The organism is Streptomyces sp. NRRL F-5135 (genome assembly GCF_000719775.1).
Taxonomy (GTDB): Bacteria; Actinomycetota; Actinomycetes; order Streptomycetales; family Streptomycetaceae; genus Streptomyces; species Streptomyces hebeiensis.
In genome coordinates, this window is sequence record NZ_JOHR01000003.1 from 37,821 (window position 1) to 58,751 (window position 20,931).

The following is a 20,931-nucleotide window of genomic DNA, read 5'->3' on the forward strand; positions in this document are numbered from 1 at the left end:
TCGGCGATCTGACGCGGCTGACGGTCGATCCGTTGGAACAGGTTCGGGAATCTGACCGATCCGCGTCGTCCGCAGTCGTCGCCGGCCAGCAGCGGTCGCTGCCCAGGCGGTCGAGGGCACCGCTCTTACCTGCTAGTTGTGCTGTCTCGTGAGGTTGGTGCCGCATCAGCGGCGGGTGACAGTCAGCCGCTGATGTCGTCGACGACGCCGTTCGCGTCGGTGGTCAGCAGCGTGCCGCAAGTGGTGCAGCGGTAGTCAGTCGGCTGCGGGGGTTTTGACCAACGAGGCTCAGCTGACGGCAGACGCCCGGCAGACGCCGCAGAGCGAGCGACCGACGACGGAACCGGGGTTGGCGGTGTCGTCGCTCGCGGTGGGATCGGTGGCGTCGCGAAAGGCATCGGTGTCGGCGTGGGCATGTGGCTGTGGAACGAGGCCAAGACCTGGCTCGGCATCGGCGACGAGGGGTAGGTAGGGGCCAAGCGGGCGGCCGACGAAATCGGCCGCCCGCTCTTGGCCGGCCGGTCATGCGCGCTGGCAGCCGCCGCCCAGGTTGCCGACCGTGCCGGACGTCGACCATGAGCGGCACGGATCACGGCCTGTCAAAACTTCTGACAGCAACACCGGTTTCCTGGTCCGTTCCTACTCGGACCCCACATCTCCGTCATCGTGCCGCCCACGGCCGGCGCCCAGAACCCCACCAAGTGCAACGCCCTGCGCACCGGGCGGCGCTTCGTCCGCGACGGGCACCTGACCATGGAGCTCCAGGTCTCCTCCGGCACCCTCGGCCTGGGCTGGCGGCCCCTGATGGAGGGCCTGCTGCACCACGCCGACGCGCGGCGGACGCTCCGGCGCCCGGTTCGCGATCATCTGCGAGTGCACCCCCGTCCCCCGGCGCCAGCAGGTCACCCCCTTCTTCTACGAGCAGGGTCCACTGCTGTGCGGGGTGTGCCTGGCCAAGTTCCGCCCCGCCGACACCGCCGTCCTTCCCGCGCAGGCGACCGGGGAGGACGCGTGATCCCATGCCCGCACCGCATGAAGGGCGGCGCCCTCCTCCTGGGCGCCACCCGGCCCGGGCAGAGCGGGCCCTACGGGCCGTACAGATCGGACACCAGCGGCGAAGACGACGAACACGGCCAGACGCCCGCCGAGCCAGCCGGCGACGGTACGGGCCGGTGACCACGCTGTGGCGGACCGTGCTGTCCGCGCTCCAGAACCCCGACGCACCCGGCCGCAAGGAGACCATCGCCCGCGGCGCCGCAGCCCTCGCCCTCAAACGGTCCCCGGAGGCGACCGTCGAGGACGCGCTGGAGATCGGCCTGTACGAGTTCGGTCGTCATCGAGCCGCACACCGCTCAGGCCGCTCTGACCGCCCAGCGGGTGGCCTCGACCGAACAGGACTCGCGATCCGGCAGCCGCCTCAACGAAGACCGGCGCCAATGACCTCCGGAGTCAGCCGCTCGGCACATCAACAGGACCACGTGTGAGAGCGCAGGTAGGTACCGACTCCCGACAGGTTGGTCTTGCCGCCCTTGGCGAGGCAGAAGACCTTCGTGCCGCCGTAATTGATGGCTGTGTAGGCCGACATCGGCATCCCGGAGAGGCCGTTGTTGAAGGCAGACTGCACGCGAGTGCTCCCCGTCCAGCTGCACTGACTCGTGCCGTTGTGCCAGTCGGGGTCGTCCCCGCTCCACGCGCAGACCGACCCCGTCCCGTTGTCTCCGCTGTACACGCAGAAGGAGCCGCTGTTGCAGTTCCACGCAGTGGGAGCTGCCGTCGCCGGCCCCGGCACGAGCCACGCAGTGGCAGTGATCGCGGCGGCGCCGGCCAGGGCGAGCTTGAGCTGCTTGAGGGACTGTCCCATCACTTGCTCCTGTCGTTGGCCTGCTCGTGAACAGGCTGCTGAAGATCTCGCAGTGAACCCTTCACCAGCACTCAGGGGGCGTGAGAGGTCGCAGAAGTAGCAGGAGGGGCGCGCGATGCGAGAGGGCTGCGCTTATCTACGCTTCACATCGTCCGGAAGGCATCGCACAAGCCGCTGAATCCCGTCGTCACCTTCCACCCAAGCCACTGACACTTCACGTGGCAGGACGACTGACAGTCTCGTGGCAGACGACATCAGTAGGCGGCGACGGTTCGGAGAGCATCCGCAGGCTGTACGCGAAGGACCAGCCGCGCAGCAGCACGCTCCTCAGGTCTACCTCAAGTCCGGTTTCAGATGGTGCCGGTGAACGCAGAACCCGACCATGACAGGGTTGGACTGGGGGACTGTCCCCGCATGGGGTGACGCCGAGGTAAACCCAGAAGCCGCCAGTAGTTGATCTTGGGGTTCGGCTGTCGTCGGCCGTCACCCATTCAGCTCAGTGCCGTTGGTGGTGATGTTGACCATCGTCTGGGCCGGGGTGGGTTGTGACCTCGATCGAACGGACCGCGTATCCGCGGTTCAAGCGGCTGATCACTGCGCATGAGCTGCATCTGTTCTTCGCGCCGACCCGGGAGGAGGCGGCGTGGGCGGCTGAGCGGATGGATTCCGACGGCCATCAGCTCGCGCTGCTGCTGGCATTGAAGTCCTATCAGCGGATGGGCCGGTTCCCGAAGCCGGACGAATACCCGGAGATGGTGGTCGACTTCGTCCGCCGCGTGGTTGAGCTGCCGGAAGAGACCATGCCGCTGTGGGCGACGGGCCGGACGGTGGAGCGGCAGCGTACGGAGGTGCGCCGCCGGGTGGGGGCGACTTATGACCAGGCCGAAGCCCGTCGGCTCGCGAAGGGATCGATTCGGAAGGAGGCCGCGGCGAAGAACCGTCCGGCTGATCTGATCAACATCGCGTTGGAGAGGGTCGTGGGGGCTGGGCTGGAGCTGCCCGCGTTCTCCACTCTCGACGCGATGGCCTCGGCGGTCCGCAAAGAGGTGAACACGTCGATCTGCACCGGTATCCACGACCGGATGAGCGCGGTGGAGCGGGCGGGGCTGCTGCAGCTGCTGGAGGAACGCGACGCGGATGGCACCACTCAGTACAACCGGCTGAAGAAGTCCGCGCAGAGTCCGACCTGGTCGCATTTCAAGCGGCTGATCACGCATCTGGACTGGATTGATGGGCTGGGCGACACCGGGGTGTGGATGGATGGTGTCGCCTCGCGGAAGGTCACGGACTTCGCCGGGGAGGCGGATGCGGCGGACGCCTCCGAGCTCAAGGCGTACGTGCCGGTCAAACGGGTCGCGCTGATGGCGTGCCTGATGCACAAGGCGAGGATGCGGGTCCGTGACGAGCTGGCGCTGATGTTCTGCAAGCGTATGGGCACGAAGGTCAAGAGGGCGAAGGAGGAGCTGGAGGAGATCCGGCTCGCCGGGCGGGAGATGACTGAGGCGCTGATCGGCAACTACCGCAGTGTCCTCAAGGACATCGATGACGGGGGTCCGGCCCAGACCGCGCTGGTGAAGGCTGCCGAGATGACTACGGAGGCCGTGGCCGCCCTTCAGGGGCTGGACGAACAGGCGTCGGTCGAGGAGGTCGCCCGGCGCCTGGACGGCGCGGTCTCCCCGGCCGTCCTCGCTCTGATGAAGGCCCTGCTGGTGGAGGCCGGCGGGCTCGGCACGGTCACGAAGACCGTGGAGAGCTTCGGCGGGTTCGCGAAGCAGTACGAGCAGATCGAGAAGGTCTCCGCCCACCACGGCAACTTCTGGGAGGTGCTGCTGTACGGGCAGATCGGCCGGGACCGGGCGCTGATGTTCGACCTGGCAGAGAAGCTCCAGTTCACCGCCACATCGGAGGACGGGCGGGTGCTGGACGCGCTCGCGCACGCGCAGCGCAACGAGGCCGCCCGCGGCGAGTACATCAGCGCGATCGGCGAGGACGGCAGGCACATCGACATCTCCTTCGCCACGCAGAACTGGCAGAAGGCCGTGGTCGACAAGAGCAGGCCGGGGCAGTTCGTCCGCAAGCACTTCGAGGCGATGGTCTTCACCTGCCTCGCCGAGGAACTGCGCACGGGCGACGTGGCGGTGGTCGGCTCGGAGGAGTACGCCGACTGGTCGGGGCAACTGCTTGCGTGGGAGGTCGTCGAGGAGAAGCTGCCCGCCTACCTGGTGGAGGTCGGGCTCGCCGAGGAGGGCGAGGCCGACGGGTTTGACGCCGTGTCCTTCCGCCGCCAGCTGCAGGACCGGCTGCGGGCCGCCGCGGCGGAGGCGGACGCCGGGTACCCGGACAACGAGAGCCTGGTCATCGACCCGTCGACCGGTATCCCCTCGCTCAAGGCGCACCGCTCGGAGGGGCAACGCCCGTCGGCGAAGCGGCTGGAGCAAGAGATCAAGGCGAGGATGCCGGAGCGCACACTGATCGGGATCTGCGCCCGGACCGCGTACTGGGGGGAGTGGTAGCGCCGCTTCGGCCCGCCCTCGGGCAACGACCCGAAACTCGCCGACCCGTTCGTCCGGTACGTGCTCACCACCTTCGTCAACGGCACCAACATGGGCCCCTACGAGGCGGCCCGCCACATCCCCGGCGTGAGCGGGCACGAGCTGGCGTACGTGGCGAACCGGCACTTCTCCCTCGTGCTGCTGAACGAGGCGATCGCCGACCTGGTCAACGCGCACGCGCGCCTGGACATCTCGCAGGCGTGGGGCGACGGCACCGCCGTGGCCGCGGACGGCACCCACATGGACACCTACCTCGACAACCTGCTCGCCGAGACCAGCGTCCAGTACGGGAAGCCGGGAGGCATCGCCTACCGCCACATCTCAGACACCTACATCGCGCTGTTCACGCACTTCATCCCGTGCGGAGTGTGGGAGGCCGTCTACATCATCGAGGGCCTGCTCAAGAACTCCTCCGAGGTCAAGCCCACCACCGTGCACGCGGATACCCAGGGCCAGTCGCTGCCTGTCCTCAGCCTCGCCCACCTGCTGGGCTTCGATCTGATGCCCAGGATCAGGAACTGGAAGGGCCTGACCTTCTACCGGCCCAGCAGGCAGACGGAGTACGTGCACATCGACGCCCTGTTCGGCGAGGCCGGGAAGAACGTCATCGACTTCGCCCTGATCGAGTCCCAGTTCCGGCACCTGATGCGGGTGGCCGTCTCCGTCCGCGAGGGCGCCATCTCCTCGGCGACGCTGCCCAAGCGGCTGCGGTCCGGGTCGCACAAGAACGCCACGTACGTCGCCTTCCGCGAGGTCGGCCGCGTCATCCGCACCGTGCAGCTACTGCGGTATCTGACGGACGCGCCGCTGCGCCGGCGGGTGACCGCCGCGACGAACAAGGTCGAGTCGTTCAACCGGTTCTCCCAGTGGGTCGGCTTCGGCAACCAGGGTGTCATCGCCGACAACGACCCCGTCGAGCAGGAGAAGGCGATGAAGTTCAACGCGCTGCTCACCAACGCGGTGATCTTCCACAACGCCTTGGACATCGCCGAAATCGTCCGCCAGCTCCTGGAGGAGGGTTGGGAGATCGCCCCCGAGGACCTGGGCCACATCTCGCCGTACCTGACCGAGCACATCAGACGGTTCGGCGAGTACTCCACACACGAACTCGGCATCGAGCCCGAGGCGTACGACCCGAAGCTCGACGTCGACTTCACCCCGCTGCGCGACCAGGACCTGACCACCGCCGGCCTCGGCCAAGCCGCCTGACATACCGAAGGACTCCGCCACGCCCGCCCCGTACGCACGAGTCGGCGCCTCTGCAGTGCCACCCAACTGTTGAGGCTGCCCGTGCAGAACGGTGTGCCCCGGAGCGTGTATCGACCCGGGGCACCATGAGGAGGGACCAGTCACGCCTTGGACTTCTCCGGGCCGGCCCAGGTCGGCGCTGGCGTCACGGGGACGGGCGCGACGGGGCGACGCGTGGTCCCCAGGTGCCAGAGGAGGGTGAGGACGGTGACGCTGGCAGCCACCGGCCCAAGTTTTGCCGGGGCAAGCCCGAACCACTCCTGTGCCAGCCCGCCGAAACCGCCGCCGAGGGCGACGCCGATGTAGAGCGCGGAGGAGTTGAGACCGAGCAGGACCGGCGCGGCGGCGGGGCTGAGGGCGATGGAGCCGGTGCTGCTGCGGGACGACGATGACGCCGGCACTCACGCCCCAGACCGCCGCCCAGACCAGGGTGGGCGCGAGAGCGCGTGTCGCCAGCGGGGTCAGTGCCAGGGCGAGAGCCGCGAGGGCGAGGGAGCCGGTGAGGACGCGGGCGGAGTCGTGACGGTCGACCAGGCGGCCGGCGGTGATGTTCCCGGCCAGGGTGCCGACGCCCCAGGCCAGCAGGATCAGGGTAAGTAGCGACTCGTTGCCGCCGGTGGCGTCCCGCAGGGCCGGGGCGATGTAGGTGTAGAGGGTGTAGGCCCCGAGGAAAGCGAGGGAGGTGACCGCCAGCAGTGCCAGTACGCGGCCCTGTTTGAGCGGACGCAGGCGGTCGGGCAGCGAGGCGGCGGGGAGCATCACGCTGGGGAGGCCGACGATGATGCCGACGATCGCCAGCAGGCCGATCCCGGCGACGGCCCACAGGGTGATGTGCCAGTCGGTGCGGCCGATCAGCGTGCCGAGCGGCAGTCCCGGCGTGTTCGCCAAGGTCAGGCCGCCCAACACGAAGGCCAGGGCCCGGCCACGGCGTTCCGGCGGAGCGATGGCCGCCGCGGTGCTGGAGGCAGCGGAGGTGATGATGCCCGCTCCCACGGCGGTGACGATCCGGGCCGCCATCACCACCTCGTAACTGGTACCCAAGGCGGTGACAGCGTTGCCGATCACGAACACACCCAATGCGATCAGCAATGCCGACCGCCGATCCAGGCCGCTGGTGAGGGCTCCCATCACCGGCGCCGACAACGCCAGCGTCAAGGCGAAGACCGTCACTAGCTGACCGGCCGCCGGGGTGGACACTGCACGGTCGGCAGCGATGGAGGGGAGCAAGCCCGCGATGACGGAGCCGTCGGTGCCGACGGCGAACGTCGCCAGGGCCAGGGGAAGGAGTCGCTTCAACAAGGATCGTTCCGCCTTTCCGGAGTGCCGCGTAGGTAGGTGATCGACACCGTAAGAAATACATGGATGCTTGTCCATGAATCAATGAGTGGATAGGCTCAGGTCTGGCACGGATGGAGGGAAGCGATGCGTGAGGTGTCCCAGCCGGCGACCGAGGCGATCCGGATGGTGGAGGTGCTACGTGCGCTGGCCGATCCGGTGCGACTGGAGATCATCCAGCGTCTCGCCGTGACCGGTGAGGAGAGCTGCAACGCCATCGGCGGCGACCTCGACGTTCACCAGACGACGCTGTCCCACCACTACCGGGTGCTGCGCGAGGCGGGGGTCACCTGGACCACCGTCAAGGGCCGATCCCGGCTGGTGCGGCTTCGTCGTGACGACCTGGACACGTTGTTCCCCGGCCTGCTCGACTCCGTACTGAACGGAGCTCGCCCACGCACTCAGCCGTAGAAGGCTGACACCCGACGTCGCGCTCGCGGCGGCCTGGGCGAACTCTTCCGCTCAACCCGCGAGGGGAAAGGGAGGGCGGTGCCATCAGGCAGCCGGATCGGCTCTGTTGGATGGCGGGGTACTGCTGAAAGGCTGGCATCGGGCGCGGTGAGCGCGGTGCACACCGGGTGTGGTGCTGACGCGCGAGGTGCAGCCCTGACCGCGCCGTACTGTCTATGCCCTGATCGAGCGCGGCCCGCTCGGCGTCGTCCAGTTCAGCGGTGCGCAGGACGTCCCCGGAGGAGACCGCCGATCTCGTCGGGACGCTGTGGCGGCAGACCAGGCACGGGCCATGATCGCTTGCGTATGCGGGCGGAGCCGCCGCTGATCATGTCGTGCGGATCGGTCCCGCACGGTGGGTTCCGGTAAGCAGAGCTTCGGCATGCTTGCGGAAAGCGGTGACCAGACGGCTGCGGTCGCCGGTGCGCGTGGCGAGTACGACCTGGCTCGGTTCGACCCCGTGCAACGGGACGGTGGTGAGGCTGGGATGCAGGCCGGTCGCGTGGTCGAGGGGCGGCCCGATGGCCACGGCCTGCCCGGCGGCGATGAGTTCGTGTTTGTCCTCCAGGGCTTCGACCAGGGGGCCATCGGGTGCGGGCCGCCCGTCGGGCCGGGGATCGAGTCGCCAGTAGGCGTTCAGCAACGGGTCGGACTGGCGTACGTGGGGGATCGGCTCGTCGGCGATGTCGCCGAGGGTGACCGACTCCTTGCCGGCCAGACGGTGGTCCCGGGGCACGACCAGCACGCGCGGTTCGTCGTAGAGGACGGTGACGCGCAGCCGGTCGGTGGGGAACGGCAGGCGTGTCACCACCGCGTCGACGCGGTGCTCCAGCAGCGCGCCGCGTGAGTCGTTCCAGGCGAGCAGGCGGGTGTGGACCTCGGCATCGGGGTTGCGGTCCCGCAGGGCCCGCACGGCCGCGGTGATGACCAGCCCCTTGGTGTAGCCGATGGTGATGCTGCTGGGCCGGGCCGCGGCACGTGTGCGGGCCATCGCCTCGACAGCGGTGCGCAGCAGCCCCTTGGCCTGGGGCAGGAAAACCTCGCCGGCCTCGCTGAGCCGGGTGCCGTGCGTGGTGCGGTCGAGCAGGCGGACGCCCACTTGCTGCTCGAGGCGGCGGATCTGCCGGCTCAGCGACGGCTGGGTGGTGTGCAGCGCCTCGGCGGCACGGCCGAAGTGCTGGTGCTCGGCGACCACCGTGAAGCACTGCACCAGCCGGAGGTCGAGGTCCACGGGTGCGGGGAAGCGTTCGGACACCATCCCACTCTAGCTGGCCTTATACGCGGCCCGTATTACGTGTATCGGAACAATCATTGGACTGCGCGCTCGTCGCGGCCGCACCGTGGTGACCATGACATCGGACAGCGTGACACCGTTTCGTATCGGCATTCCGGACAGCGCCCTGGAGGATCTGAAGGACCGGCTCCACCGGGTACGCCTTGCCGGCCGGGAGACAGCGCCGGACAGCAGCCAGGGGGTGCAGCGGGAGCGCCTTGAGGAGCTGCTGGAGTACTGGGCCACCGGGTACGACTGGCGCGTTCTGGAGCGGCGGCTCAACGAGCTGGGCCAGTTCCGCACGACCATCGAGGGTCTCGGCATCCACTTCATGCACGTGCGCTCGCCCCGCCCCGACGCCACCCCCCTGTTGCTGCTGCACGGGTGGCCGGGCTCTTTCCTGGAGTTCCTCAAGACCGTCGCCCCGCTCACCGGGCACGGCTTCCACCTCGTCGTCCCCTCGATGCCCGGTTACGGCTTCTCCGACCAGCCCGCCTCGACCGGCTGGGACCCGGACCGGATCGCCCGCGCGTACGGCGTACTCATGCAGCGCCTTGGCTATGACTCCTACCTGGCTCAGGGCGGCGATTGGGGCGGTGTCGTCGCGACCCGCATGGGGGCGCAGCGCCCGGCTGGCCTGCGCGCGATCCACGTCAACTTCCCCGAGTTCCTCGCCGCACCACCGGTCGGTGACGACCCGACCCCTGAGGAGAAGGCCGCACTCGAACAGGGCAGCCGCTTCCTCGCCGTCCATTCCGGATACCACATCGTGCAGCGCACCCGGCCGCAGACCATCGGCTACGCCCTGACCGACTCCCCGGCCGGGCAGGCCGCTTGGATCTACGAGAAGTTCCTCGACTGGGCCCGGCCCGACACCCTCACCCCCGACGAGGTCCTCGACCACATCTCCCTGTACTGGTTCACCGGCACCGCTGCTTCCTCCGCCCGCCTGTACTGGGAGTACGCCCGGCAGCCGCTCGCTCCGACCGAGCTGGACCTTCCCGTCGGGGTCAGCGTCTTCCCGGACGAACTGACGCGCACCCCGCGCATCTGGGCCGAGCGCGCCTATCACGACCTGCGCTACTTCAACGACGACATCCCCGCGGGCGGCCACTTCGCCGCTCTGGAGCAACCGGAGCTGTTCGTCGAGGAGATCGTCAAGTTCGCGCGGACGGTGGCCGCATGAAGACGGTCGTGATCACCGGCGGCACGGACGGCATCGGGCGCGGCATCGCCCGTACCTATCTCGGGCGTGGGGATCGGGTCGTGGTCGTCGGGACCGACAAGACCAAGGCCGAGCCCGGCGCCTGGTTTCTCAGGGCCGACCTGGAGCTCATCGACGAGAACAGGCGGCTGATCGACCGGCTCTCCGCCGAACTCGACACGATCGACGTTCTCGTCCTGGGTGCCCGGTTCCAGCGCTCCCAGCGTACGGAGACCGCCGACGGCCTGGAGTCCAACTTCGCGCTGACCTACCTCAGCCGTTTCCTGCTCAGCCACGGCCTGGCCGGCCTGCTCGGCCGCGCCGCCGATCCGGTCGTGCTCAACTTCGGCGGCGCCGGGCGTTTCGGGCCCCCACGTTGGGACGACCTTCAGCAGCGGACGCAGTATCACGGCCTCACCGCGATGATCCAGGCCGGGATCCTCAACGCCGCGCTCGCGGTCGACTTCGTCGGCCGTCACCCCGCCATCCGGTACGTGAACAACTTCCCCGGCACCGTCGCCACGAGCTTCGCTGGCGACTACGACCAGGCCGAGGCCGCGCAGATCGGCCGTCTACGCGCGACCGGTAAACCCGTGGAGACCGCCGTCAAGGAGATCCTGCCGTTCCTGGATTCCGGCACCCCGGGCCACCCCGTCGCCGTGAGTGAGGGAGTCGCCATCCCCCTGGACCCTCAGGCATCCTCCCTCGCCGACGCACGACGGCTCTACGACCACACCCGGGAGGTGCTTGCCCGATGAAGTGGGTCAGCTACGGCTCCGCCGACGGCTCCACGCGCTGCGGCGTGGTGCACGACAACAAAATCCACGCCCTGGGTACGAACCTGCTGGAGCTGTTGCGCGCCGAAGGCGGGCTGGAGGCCGCCGCAACCAGGGAACCGGCTGAGATCGTCGAGCTGGCCACGGCCGACCTGCTGGCGCCGATACCGGTGCCCCCGGCGGTCCGGGACTTCGCCGCGTTCGAACGTCACATCAGTAACGCGGGTAAGGCAGCCGTTGGCGACGGCACGGTCAGCCCGGTCTGGTACGAGTACCCGCTCTTCTACTTCTCCAACCCGGCGGCGATCAAGGGACCGCACGACGAGGTCCCCATCGCCCCGGGCGCTCAGTCGTGGGACTACGAGGTCGAGGTCGCAGCGGTGATCGCCGGGGACTGCTCGAACGTTGACGCCGCCACGGCGGAGAATCACATTGCCGGCTACCTGGTCTACTGCGACTGGAGCGCACGCGATATTTCCGCGAGCGAGATGGGGTTCGTGTACGGCCCGTCCAAGAGCAAGGACGCCTCGACCAGCCTCGGCCCGTTCCTCGTCACCCCCGACGAACTGGAGCCCTACCGCTCGGGCAAGGGCTATGCGTTGCGGATGGACGGGTACGTCAACGACGAGCATTACGGCGGCGGCAGCTGGGACGAGATCCACTGGTCGTTCGGCGAGATGCTGGCGCACGCGTCGCGCGGCACCACGCTGCGAGCCGGTGACATCCTCGCCAGCGGCCCCGTGGGCACCGGCTGCATCCAGGAGTTGTCCGACCACCGCCCCTACCTGGCACCGGGAGACACAGTCCGGATCGAAGTGCAGGAACTCGGCGTGATCTCCGCACGGATCACCGCGCCAGAGCCGCCCTGACTTACCGGACACACCAAAGACGATCTTGATCCTTCCACTTGCCGGGAGACCACCGCGATGCATCTCGCCAGCACCTTCGCTCGCGCTGACATGGACCTGAATGGCGTCCGCGAGGTCAGTCTCACCATCAACGCGACCCACCTGTTCGTCTACTTCATCCCCGAGGCACCGGAAGAGGCCGCCAAGCTGGGCGTGACCGAGTACGGACCGGCGTACTTCGCGTTCCGGTCAGCCCCGATGGGCGCAGTCCCGTGGCAGGTCACGCTCGCGGCCTTCTACAACTTCAGCCCGCGGTCGGTACAGGCCATGGCAGGCGTGTGGAACATAGCGACGCCAGAACAGTGGCAGGCCGCTCGCTTCGCAGCCGTCGATCGTGCGTTGCAGCGCGTCGACGTGAACCTCACCTACGATCAGATCGCCGAGGCACGATCGCTGATCGCCCCGGTCGTCGCGAGCGCCGACTATGCCGGGAAGACGATGGCTGCCGCCAACGCCTCGGTCCCCCTCCCAGCCGATCCGCTCGTCGCGCTGTGGCAGCAGATCACGGTGGCGCGCGAGTGGCGCGGCGACGCGCATTTCACCGTGCTCGCCGCCAACGACCTCGGGCCGTGTGACTGCAACGTTCTGCAGACCGCGACAGGCCACTTCCCGGAAGCGATCGCGCGTGCCACCCGGCTGTGGGACGACGAGGAGGTGGCTGCGGCAACGACACGCCTCGTCGCACGCGGCTGGCTCAACGCCGACGGCACCGCTACCGATGTCGGCATCGCGGCGCGCGAGCAGATCGAGGTCGAGACCGACGAGCACTGCGCGGCGCTGTGGACGCCGATCGGCGACGCCAACGTCCGTCGCCTCACCTCGCTCATCATGCCGATCCACGACGCGTTCACCGCAGCCAGGACATACCCCTTCCGCGTGGAGATGGCAGACACGCAGTCCGCCGATCCGGAGGCCGCCAGGTAGGCCCCGTTCTCGTGTAGCCGCGACGAACGGACATGTAGCGCAGGGTGACGCTGTGGGCTGGACCGGGCGCGAGGGTCGACGGTACAGCGATCATCGGTAGCAGTGATTCCGCTTATCGGACTTCCGGCGCACCTGACGGCTCGGGTGGTGCCGCAGTAAATGCCGGATTTACTGCGGCAGAGCGCCTACGGTGATCACCGCGACCTGCGGCGGGCCATTATCGAGCGGCGGCCGGCACCGCCGGACCGCAGCAAGGCCCTGGCCGAGAACCAGATCGCCGCCCTGTGGCGCCTGGACGTCGCCCTGCGGGAGAAGACGTTCCGGAGGACGCTCTACGAGTCGGCGGCGCGGGCCGATGAGGTGCTGTGCCTGAACGTGGAGGACCTGTACCCGCAGGACAAGCGCGGCAGGATCACCGCCAAGGGCGGGGCGACAGAGTGGATCCACTGACAGTCCGGCACCGCCCAGCTCCTGCCCCGACTGATCTCCCGCCGCACCCGCGGCCCGCTGTTCCTCACCGACCGCAAGGCCCCGGCCGGGACACCGACGCTCGACGTGTGCCCAGAGACCGGCCGGGCCCTGCTCTCCTACCGCCGGGCGGAGGAGATCTTCGAGGAGAACACCCGGCTGCTGGCCAACCCGCTCGCCTCACCCGAGGACATCGAGGACCTGGACGGCTGGACCCTGCACCGGCCGCGGCACTCCGCGCTCACGCACGACGCCGAGGGCGGCACCTCCCCCCGATGCTGCTGGCCCGCTCCCGCCACGCTTCTGTCCGCTCCCTGGAGCGGTACGCCCGCCCCGGCGTCGACGCAGTAGCCCGACACGTCGCCGAGCGGGACCCTGCTGCCCGCCGACGGGGTTGAACCGGGTTGCCTCGGCGGCTGCCCGCCAGAGGCTCCAAGATCAACTATTGGCGGCTTCCGGGCTCGCCTCAGCGTCACCCCCGCATGGGCGAGCCCCATCTTGACCAGCGGCTCGCTGTTGCTCGGCTTCTACATCCTCCTGCGTGACCGACGCAAGGAAGAGGCAGAGGAAGCTCGCAAGCTCGTCTTCAGCACGAACACGCCCCACGGAGGGGACCCGCACGTCGTACGAGTAACCAACATGTCGGACCGCCCCTTTCTCTCCGTCGGCCTGTTCAATGCTGATCAGTGGGGCACTGATCAGCAGACCGGAGACCCGGAAGGGCCGCTCCCGCCTGGCCGATCCAGGGAGTACACGCATAACGGCTCGGGCTCAAGTGCCCTGGCTGCACGCTTCCAGGACGCAGACGGCCAGAACTGGGTCAAGGTCTTCGACAGCCATCAACTGGTCCGAGCCCCGACGGACAGGGTGGTCGCGCGGCATTTTGAGCGTTGCCTGGCGAGCAAGGTCCGTCGGACCGACCAGACTCCGCTGCCGCCCGAGCCCGCCCGGTGGGACCGTGTGAAGTACCGCCTGCGGCATCCGTGGCGGTGAGCGCCACTGACACTTCCAACGTCGCCGACCACTGACGTTCTCGTGTCGCCCAACATCATCGCCAGCGTGACGAGCTCCGCGTCAGTGAGCTGCGGGGCGATCCCACAGCTGGACGCTCCGGCGCCAGATGAGGGGACGCCTTCAGTAGATCGTCGGTCTTCACGTAGAGTTCCGTCGCGAGGGTATCCAGGTTGTTCGTCACAAAACGATCTTGGGTGCCCTCGTTTTCGTCTCCGGCGGCCCCCTTGGCTTTGATCATCCGGTGAGCCTTGCCCAGCCACTGGTACACAGAAAGGATCGTGGCATGTCTAGCGACCGTCTCATGCGCATCCACAGCGCCGAGTTCCAGGCCATGGCCGAGAGGGTCCTGCGGGTCACCGAGCTCACCTCCCGCCTGAACGTCCTGCCTTTCGAAGACGAAGCGGGCAAGGCGGAACTGTTTGAACAGATCCTTGGCAAGCCACTGCCGCCGAGAGTCACGATCTATCCGCCCTTCTACACGGACCATGGCCTGAACCTCGACCTCGCCGAACGCGTCTTCATCAACCAGAACTGCACGTTCCTGGATTATGCCGGCATCCGCCTCGGCGAGCGCGTGATGATCGGACCGAAGGCCACGTTCATCACCGGCGGCCACCCGGTTGATCCCGAGGAGCGGCGGCTCTACCTCACCGGCGCACCTATCGACGTCGCGGAGAACGTGTGGATCGGCGCCGGTGCCACCATCCTGCCCGGCGTCAGCATCGGCCGAGACGCCGTGGTCGCCGCTGGCGCAGTCGTGGCCGATGACGTTCCGCCCGCCAGTCTGGTTACCGGCAGCAAGGCAACCGTGCACCGAAAGTGGTGACCGTCTTTCGTGGCCCCGCCGAGCCCGACTGAGGGCAGCCAGACCCCTTGGAATTCTTCATTTAGAAGGGACAGCGCCTTGGCTTGCGGCACCTGCCTTCGGGCAGGATCGTTGCTCAGAGGAAGCTCTGAGCAGCACGAACGTGCCGCTCCGGTCTGATCACGAAGCGGCTGGACGTCCAGGAAGGTGTGAGTCGAACGCCCCGCCGCTAGCGGGACGTCCTGGTCACTGCGGCACAAGCGGCCGCGCACGAAGCAGCAGACATGCTGCGAACGCTACCAGGGAGGGGTGCTCAGGTCAGGCATCCGCCCGATGCCTCACACCCTCGCTCGTAGATCCGTTCGCCAGAGCTCCAGGGGACTGGGAACTCGTCGCCGCAGAGTGCCTATCCGCGCGACCTCTTAAGCAATATGAGAACTCAGGCTTGCGCATGAAGGGGCGAGGCGCGAGAGCCATGCACTGGCCGAGTGGGACCGTCCAGCACAGCGCCCTGGTCAACGGCTACTACTTCGTGCGGCCGGCTGAAGCCTGCTCAGTGTCCGCGCCGGAGCTGACGTGTCGCAGGGTCTCCTGGGGGCCGTGCCAGTCCAGGCACATCACGGTGGCATCATCTGCGAGCCGGCCCCCGGCGGCGTCCCGGACCGCGGACGTCAGCGTCAGCGCCGCCTCCCGCGGGTGCAGATCCCGGGTTCGCTTCAGCAGGGCGAGCAGGTCGACCTTCTCCCCATGACGTTCGAGCATGCCATCGGTCACCATGAGCAGACGGTCACCGGAGCGCAGATCGAGGTCCTGAACACGGTAGGGGTGGGGCACGGACACGGGCAGTCCGAAGGGGTGGTCCACCTTGCAGGTGATCGCTTCCGCAGTACCGTCGCGCATGCGCAGTGGCCAGGGGTGGCCGGCGTTGACGAGCTGGGCGCGACCGGTGTGGAGGTTGATGCGCAGCAGTTGCCCGGTGGCGTGACCGTGGCCGTGGTCGGCCAGGGCCTGGTCGGCCCGCTGGGCCTGCTCGGCTAGGCCGGCTCCTGCACGACGGGCGCCGCGCAGGGCGCCCACCAGTACGGTGGCGGCCAGGGCGGAATCGATGTCGTGGCCCATGGGGTCGGTCACCGACACGTGCAGGGTGTCGCGGTCCAGCGCGTAGTCGAAGGTGTCGCCGCTGAGGTCTTCGGAGGGCTCCAAGCTCCCGCACAAGGTGAACTGCGCAGCCTCGCACGACAGTGACGGGGGCAGCAGCTGGTACTGGATTTCAGCTGCCAACGTGGGGGGCCTGGAGCGTTTGCCCCAGGTGTAGAGGTCGGTGAAGCGTCCGTTGGCGATCACGACGTAGGCCAGGATGTGGGCGGCTTCGCCGACCTCGTCAAGGACGTCGTCGCCGGGGCTGGCGGGCAGGAGCAGTTCCAGCAGTCCGATGGCGTCGCCGCGGTTGGTGACCGGCACGATCACCCGCTGTCCCTGGCCGGTCGCCTCCTGATACAGCCGCTGGGTACGGATCACCTGCTCGTAGACGCTGCCGAACATGGGAATCCGCTCCGCTTCCCGCCCACCCTCCGCGCCGGCGGCCGTGGTCAGGCGTGCCACCGCCTTTCCCGTCAGGTCCACAATGAAGAAGGACACCTGCGTGGCCCCGAACCGCCGCCGCAGGTCCTCAGCGACCACCGCGACGGCGTCCACCGGTGCCGCCCTCTCCGCTGCGGTCAGCAGCCGGGGGAGTCCACTCTGCCCACCGCTCACGATCACGGCTCCTTCCACCGGCCCCGTCTCCAGCTTGGTGACCGTCACCGCAGGCGTCAATCTGCGCGAGGTCATGCGCGGTGGTCAAGCTCTACGTACACAGAGACGAATCGACCCGGCGTCCGCCTCGCGGCGCTGCCGTCTGGTCCCGGGACTCGACGAGGCACTGCCGTATCCACTCCCACCGCCGTACTCGCAGCCCCAGTCGTTTCAACGGGCCCATGTCCCATGAGCACGGCAAAGTCTGGAGAAGGACGGCTGCAGAGCCCTCGTGTTCACCCCCGGCCCTGGCGCCCGGACCCGTCCTGATCCAGTCCCGGCGCGGGGCACTGATCCAGGCCCGATTCCCCGACCTCGTGCACGCCGCGGCCGAGCTTCCCAGCGGCCTGATCCTCGGTGGAGAACTGCTGGTGTGGGCCGGTGAGCACCTGTCCTTCGAGGCCCTGCAACGACGCGCGGCCTCCCACGGCCCGACTGTCGCCCGGCTTGCTGAGCAGATGCCGGCCCACTTCGTCGTGTTCGATGCCCTCCAGATCGACGGTCACGAACTGTTGCGGAGGCAATACGCCGAGTGCCGGGTGCAATTGGATACGGTGTTCGCCCAACACCACCTGGCCGACCCGTGGACGCTGTGCCCGGAAACGGCGATGTGACCCTCGCCCGGGAATGGCTGATGTCCTGGGCCGCGGTCCCCGGCGTTGAGGGCCTGATTATCCGTGGAAGCCAGCTGGTCTCCCATAAACGGCAGGGCGCCCGGCTTCCACCCTCTGCAACACCGAGAGTTGCCGCTCATTGACCCGCGGTTCCTGGTCCGCCTTCGACTTGAAGTGACTTACGACGGCGGCAAGGTGTCAGTTCTTTTCGTCGGCGACGGGTGCTTCGAGTCGGTTCGTTCGAACGAGGGGGCTGACGTGGCTGGAAGTCGATTAGACGGAGAACAGCACCGCTTCTGCTGGCACCAGTTGACCGCCCCCACCCCCGTCGACCGCAGACTCACGTGGCTGCGCGACACCCACACCACCTTGCAGACGCACCTTGCAACCAGCGGCTATGCCAACGGCATGGACTTGGACCCGTCGACGGATTTGCCGCCCCCTCCGGCGGACGGGGCCACCCGGTCGAGCTGTCCGGCAAGGGCCGGGTAAGGCCACGCCACGCACGGAAACGGAGCGGTTCGGGGTGTTCTTGTACGACGTCGGGGTGGGGGAGCTGGGCGGCGTGCTCATGGCCGGGTCCTCAGGTGGTGTGGCGGGGAGCGGGGTGTTCAGGGACTTCTTGTTGTCGGAGGTGACGGGCGCCTGCGACTCGTCACCGCCCTTACGTCACTGCGACGACGACTTTGCCGGCCTTTGCCCGTCCCTTTTCCACGTATTCCATGGCCTGGAGGGTTTGCTCGAACGGGAAGACGCGGTCAATGACGGGACGGACCTTCCCGGTGTCGATGAGGGGGGTGAGTTCGCGCAGTTGGTTGCCGCTGGCCTTCATGAACAGGAACGAGTACGACACACCGTGGCGCTTGGCGTTGCGCCGGGCTGTGAAGCTGAGGGCTGTCATGGCCAGGCGGAGAATCGGGTTCGCACCCAGTTCGCGGGCGAAGGCAGGGTCGGGCGGGCCCGCGACGCTGATGGCTATGCCGCCGGGCTTGAGAACGCGCAGGGACTTGGCGAGGTTCTCGCCGTCGAGGCTGTCGAGGACGACGTCGTAGCCGTGGAGGACCTCTTCGAAGTCCTGGGTGCGGTAGTCGACGACGACGTCCGCGCCGAGGTCCATGGCCAAGTCGACCTTGGCGGTGCTCACGGTGGTGGCCACATGCGCGCCCAGCGCCTTGGCCAGCTGGACGGCGATGGAGCCGAGGCCGCCGGTGCCCGCGTGGATGAGGACTTTCTGGCCTGGCTGAACCCGTGCCCGCTCGACCAGTGCCTGCCATGAGGTCAGGGCGACCAGGGGGAGGGAGGCGGCCTCGGCCATGGTGAGGGTGGCCGGTTTGGGTGCCAGGTCGTCCTGGTGGACGGCGATGAGTTCGGCGAAGGTGCCGATGCGGTCCTTGTCGGGCCGGGCGTAGACCTCGTCGCCCACCGCGAAGCGGGTGACCGACGGGCCGGCCCGGACGACCGTTCCTGCGAGGTCGTTGCCCAGAACGAGCGGGAGACGGTAGGGCATGAACGCCTTGAAGTCTCCGTTGCGGATCCTGAGGTCCAGCGGGTTGATGCCCGCCGCGTGGATCTTGACCAGGACGTCGTCGGCACCTATCTGGGGGTCGGGTATTTCGGCGGCGCGCATCCCGGCTTGGTCGCCGTAGTTCTCGACCATGAAAGCCTTCATCGTCGTCTCCGTTCCGTTCCCGTCCGTGAAAGGTCGGGGTCTCCGTTCGCCCCGGGCTTTTCCCAGTACGAGATAGTTCGTGTTGTTTTTCTGGCCGCGCGCTGGCGCACCGCGTCCTCAGCCGCGTTCACCCATCAGGCCACCGGCACGACCGGGGCGGTGACGCGGTCGGCGGCGCCTCCCTGGAGGCGGTCCAGGGAGGCGGCGATTCCCTCGTGGGGCATACCGAGCGGCACCGCGCTGACCTCGGTCAGGCGGGTGTACTGCTCATCGGTCAGGTGGACGTCCAGGGCGCCGAGGTAGCTGTCGAGCTGGGAGAGGTTGCGCGGGCCGATGATCGGGACGAGCGTGGCCACGGAACGGGCGGCGCGCTCGCGCACCCAGGCCACCGCCACCTGGGCGGGCGTCATGCCGGTCTCCTCGGCGATCGCCAGAACGGTGTCGACGACGGCGGTCTTCTGGCCGGTGCTCTCGGTGTGGATGACCATGCCCAGGTCGCGCAGGCGCCCCTCGGAGGAGCTGCGGTATTTGCCGGTGAGCAGTCCGCCGCCGAGCGGGGACCACAGGGCGGCGCCGAGTCCGAGGCTCGCGGCCATGGGCAGGAGCTCGCGGTCGGCGGTGCGTTCGACGAGGCTGTACTCGTGCTGGATGCCCACGATCGGGGCCCAGTTCTTCAGGTCCGCGAGGGTTACCGCGCGGGAGACGCGCCAGGCGGGGAAGTTGGACAGCGCGACGTGGTGGATCTTGCCGGCGCTCACCAGGTCGTCGAGTCCGCGCAGGAGCTCCTCCATTGGAGTGAGCTCGTCGGGGAAGTGCACCCAGAGCAGGTCGATGTAGTCGGTGCCCAGGCGCTTCAGACTGGCCTCGACCGAGGCGACCATGGCCTTGCGGCTGTTGCCGGTCTTGGAGATGTCCGGCTGCGGGGCGGCGCCGAGGGCGAACTTCGTGGCCAGGACGAAGTGGTCGCGGTCGGCGGAGACCAGCTTGCCGGTGAGCTCTTCCGATTCGCCGAACTGGTAGCCGTCCGCGCTGTCGAGGAATGTGCCGCCGGCCTCGGCAAACCGGTCGAAGATTCGGCGTGCCTCGTCCGGCTCGGCGCCGGCGCCCCAGCCGGTGCCGAAGTTGGCGGTGCCGAGCGCGTACTCGGAGACGCGCAGTCCGGTCCGGTGGCCGAAGGTCGTGTAACGCATGGGATGTCCTTGCAAAAAGGGGTGTGAAGGTGGTCACGCCGGGGTGGCGGGGGTGAGGGTCAGCCCGCGTTCGGCTGGAGTGCTGCAGACAGGCTCTGCTTGACGTACCGGCTGGTCTCGTCGGCGAGGATCTCGGGCAGGCCGGTCTCGATGCCGTACAGGGTCTGGGCCGCGACGTCGTCGGCGGCGACCTTCCGATCGGCGGGCACGCCTGCGGCCATGTCGGTGTCCATGTAGCCGACATGCAGCGCCGAGACGGTGATCCCGCGCGGTGCCAGCTCCTCACGGGTCGCGTCGCTCAGCGCCCAAGCGGCCGCCTTGGAGGCCGCATAGGAGCCGAGTCCTGCCGGGTGGAACCAGGACAGGGCGGACAGGACGTTGAGTACGGTGCCGCCGCCGTTGCCCTCGATGACGGGGGCGAAGGCGCGGGTCGCGGCGAGCGGGCCGAAGAAGTTGGTCTCCATCTCCCGGCGCACCTCGGCCACCTCGCCCCCGATCAGCGACGCGCCGGTGGAGATACCCGCGTTGTTGATCAGCAGTGTCGCGTCGGACGCCACGCGCGCGGCCTCCCGTATCGACGCCTCGTCCGTGACGTCCAGCCGCAGCGGGATGACGCCCGGCACGTCGACCGTCTCGGGGCGTCGGGCCGCGCCGTACACCTTCGCGCCGCGCTCGACGAGCTGGGCGGCCAGGTGCCTTCCCAAGCCCCGGTTGGCGCCGGTGACGACCGCGACCGCGTTCTTCAGTTCCATGCTCGCTCCTGGCTGTGGCGGGCGCCTCGGCCACCCGCAAGGGATTAGATTATGACTTCAATCTAAACGCGGGCCTATGATAGATGCCAGTCGA

The 20,931-nt window shown here is 68.4% G+C and carries 18 protein-coding genes and 3 pseudogenes; 12 read left to right on the top strand and 9 right to left on the bottom strand.

Translation table 11 applies throughout. The annotated features are described in order from the left end of the window. Window positions 1–1,465: 1,465 nt before the first annotated feature. Window positions 1,466–1,861 carry a peptidase inhibitor family I36 protein gene (locus IG02_RS0105535; protein WP_030742509.1) on the bottom strand — a complete coding sequence of 132 codons (396 nt, stop codon included), beginning with the start codon at window positions 1,859–1,861 and terminating at the stop codon, window positions 1,466–1,468. Between the two features lie 545 nt (window positions 1,862–2,406). Here IG02_RS0105535 and IG02_RS38175 point away from each other — a divergent pair. Next, entirely contained in the window at window positions 2,407–4,374 is a 1,968-nt protein-coding gene (locus IG02_RS38175) for a DUF4158 domain-containing protein (RefSeq protein ID WP_063756729.1), read from the top strand. A gap of 15 nt (window positions 4,375–4,389) precedes the next feature. Beyond that, window positions 4,390–5,622: pseudogene (locus IG02_RS38180) on the top strand (transposase); the annotation flags it as partial. A 140-nt stretch (window positions 5,623–5,762) separates the two neighbouring features. Here the strand turns inward: IG02_RS38180 and IG02_RS42540 are convergent. Both IG02_RS42540 and IG02_RS35945 read right to left on the bottom strand, forming a co-directional pair. After that, window positions 5,763–6,062: a hypothetical protein gene (locus tag IG02_RS42540; protein WP_234314637.1), complete on the bottom strand. Its 300-nt coding sequence runs from the start codon at window positions 6,060–6,062 to the stop codon at window positions 5,763–5,765. A 1-nt stretch (window position 6,063) separates the two neighbouring features. Then, a pseudogene (locus tag IG02_RS35945) lies at window positions 6,064–7,035 on the bottom strand (MFS transporter); the annotation flags it as partial. Window positions 7,036–7,083: 48 nt separating this feature from the next. Between IG02_RS35945 and IG02_RS0105550 the strand changes: the two are divergent. Next, on the top strand, window positions 7,084–7,407 hold the full coding sequence (locus tag IG02_RS0105550) for an ArsR/SmtB family transcription factor (protein ID WP_030742511.1): 324 nt from the start codon (window positions 7,084–7,086) through the stop codon (window positions 7,405–7,407). 367 nt (window positions 7,408–7,774) lie between these two features. Here IG02_RS0105550 and IG02_RS0105555 read toward each other — a convergent pair whose 3' ends face one another. Next, window positions 7,775–8,701, bottom strand: a complete 927-nt coding sequence (locus IG02_RS0105555) for a LysR family transcriptional regulator (protein ID WP_030742512.1) — start codon at window positions 8,699–8,701, stop codon at window positions 7,775–7,777. A gap of 94 nt (window positions 8,702–8,795) precedes the next feature. Here IG02_RS0105555 and IG02_RS0105560 point away from each other — a divergent pair, with 94 nt between their 5' ends. From IG02_RS0105560 to IG02_RS42055, 7 genes are all read left to right on the top strand, one after another. After that, the gene (locus IG02_RS0105560) at window positions 8,796–9,905 is read left to right on the top strand and encodes an epoxide hydrolase family protein (RefSeq protein WP_234314614.1); all 1,110 of its coding nucleotides are present in this window, start codon (window positions 8,796–8,798) and stop codon (window positions 9,903–9,905) included. Then, window positions 9,902–10,681, top strand: a complete 780-nt coding sequence (locus IG02_RS0105565; RefSeq protein WP_030742517.1) for an SDR family NAD(P)-dependent oxidoreductase — start codon at window positions 9,902–9,904, stop codon at window positions 10,679–10,681. The genes IG02_RS0105560 and IG02_RS0105565 overlap by 4 nt, the downstream gene beginning before the upstream one ends. Next, the gene (locus tag IG02_RS0105570; protein ID WP_030742519.1) at window positions 10,678–11,568 is read left to right on the top strand and encodes a fumarylacetoacetate hydrolase family protein; all 891 of its coding nucleotides are present in this window, start codon (window positions 10,678–10,680) and stop codon (window positions 11,566–11,568) included. The genes IG02_RS0105565 and IG02_RS0105570 overlap by 4 nt, the downstream gene beginning before the upstream one ends. A gap of 57 nt (window positions 11,569–11,625) precedes the next feature. Then, complete coding sequence (locus IG02_RS0105575) at window positions 11,626–12,531, top strand: SCO6745 family protein (RefSeq protein WP_030742521.1); 906 nt, start codon at window positions 11,626–11,628, stop codon at window positions 12,529–12,531. Between the two features lie 159 nt (window positions 12,532–12,690). Then, window positions 12,691–12,981, top strand: a complete 291-nt coding sequence (locus IG02_RS42045) for a hypothetical protein (RefSeq protein ID WP_030742524.1) — start codon at window positions 12,691–12,693, stop codon at window positions 12,979–12,981. A gap of 105 nt (window positions 12,982–13,086) precedes the next feature. Further along, window positions 13,087–13,350 carry a hypothetical protein gene (locus IG02_RS42050; protein ID WP_199813960.1) on the top strand — a complete coding sequence of 88 codons (264 nt, stop codon included), beginning with the start codon at window positions 13,087–13,089 and terminating at the stop codon, window positions 13,348–13,350. A 147-nt stretch (window positions 13,351–13,497) separates the two neighbouring features. Continuing rightward, a complete protein-coding gene (locus IG02_RS42055) occupies window positions 13,498–13,992 on the top strand; it encodes a hypothetical protein (RefSeq protein WP_199813968.1) in 495 nt (164 codons plus the stop codon). Window positions 13,993–14,045: 53 nt separating this feature from the next. On the opposite strand, the pseudogene IG02_RS40355 reads toward IG02_RS42055, so the two are convergent. Beyond that, window positions 14,046–14,194: pseudogene (locus IG02_RS40355) on the bottom strand (IS982 family transposase); the annotation flags it as partial. Window positions 14,195–14,296: 102 nt separating this feature from the next. Here IG02_RS40355 and IG02_RS0105595 point away from each other — a divergent pair. Then, window positions 14,297–14,839 (top strand): DapH/DapD/GlmU-related protein, encoded by a 543-nt coding sequence (locus IG02_RS0105595; protein ID WP_030742526.1) that lies wholly within the window; start codon window positions 14,297–14,299, stop codon window positions 14,837–14,839. 504 nt (window positions 14,840–15,343) lie between these two features. Here IG02_RS0105595 and IG02_RS0105600 read toward each other — a convergent pair. Continuing rightward, the gene (locus IG02_RS0105600) at window positions 15,344–16,513 is read right to left on the bottom strand and encodes a PP2C family protein-serine/threonine phosphatase (protein WP_051764593.1); all 1,170 of its coding nucleotides are present in this window, start codon (window positions 16,511–16,513) and stop codon (window positions 15,344–15,346) included. A 416-nt stretch (window positions 16,514–16,929) separates the two neighbouring features. Here IG02_RS0105600 and IG02_RS42545 point away from each other — a divergent pair, with 416 nt between their 5' ends. Then, a complete protein-coding gene (locus IG02_RS42545) occupies window positions 16,930–17,226 on the top strand; it encodes a hypothetical protein (RefSeq protein WP_051764500.1) in 297 nt (98 codons plus the stop codon). Window positions 17,227–17,890: 664 nt separating this feature from the next. Here IG02_RS42545 and IG02_RS0105610 read toward each other — a convergent pair. The 3 genes from IG02_RS0105610 to IG02_RS0105620 form a co-directional block, all read right to left on the bottom strand. Continuing rightward, window positions 17,891–18,895, bottom strand: coding sequence for an NADP-dependent oxidoreductase (locus tag IG02_RS0105610; protein ID WP_030742530.1), 1,005 nt, complete (start codon window positions 18,893–18,895; stop codon window positions 17,891–17,893). Window positions 18,896–19,029: 134 nt separating this feature from the next. Further along, window positions 19,030–20,085: an aldo/keto reductase gene (locus IG02_RS0105615; RefSeq protein ID WP_030742531.1), complete on the bottom strand. Its 1,056-nt coding sequence runs from the start codon at window positions 20,083–20,085 to the stop codon at window positions 19,030–19,032. A gap of 59 nt (window positions 20,086–20,144) precedes the next feature. Next, on the bottom strand, window positions 20,145–20,837 hold the full coding sequence (locus IG02_RS0105620; RefSeq protein ID WP_030742533.1) for an SDR family oxidoreductase: 693 nt from the start codon (window positions 20,835–20,837) through the stop codon (window positions 20,145–20,147). Window positions 20,838–20,931 lie beyond the last annotated feature (94 nt).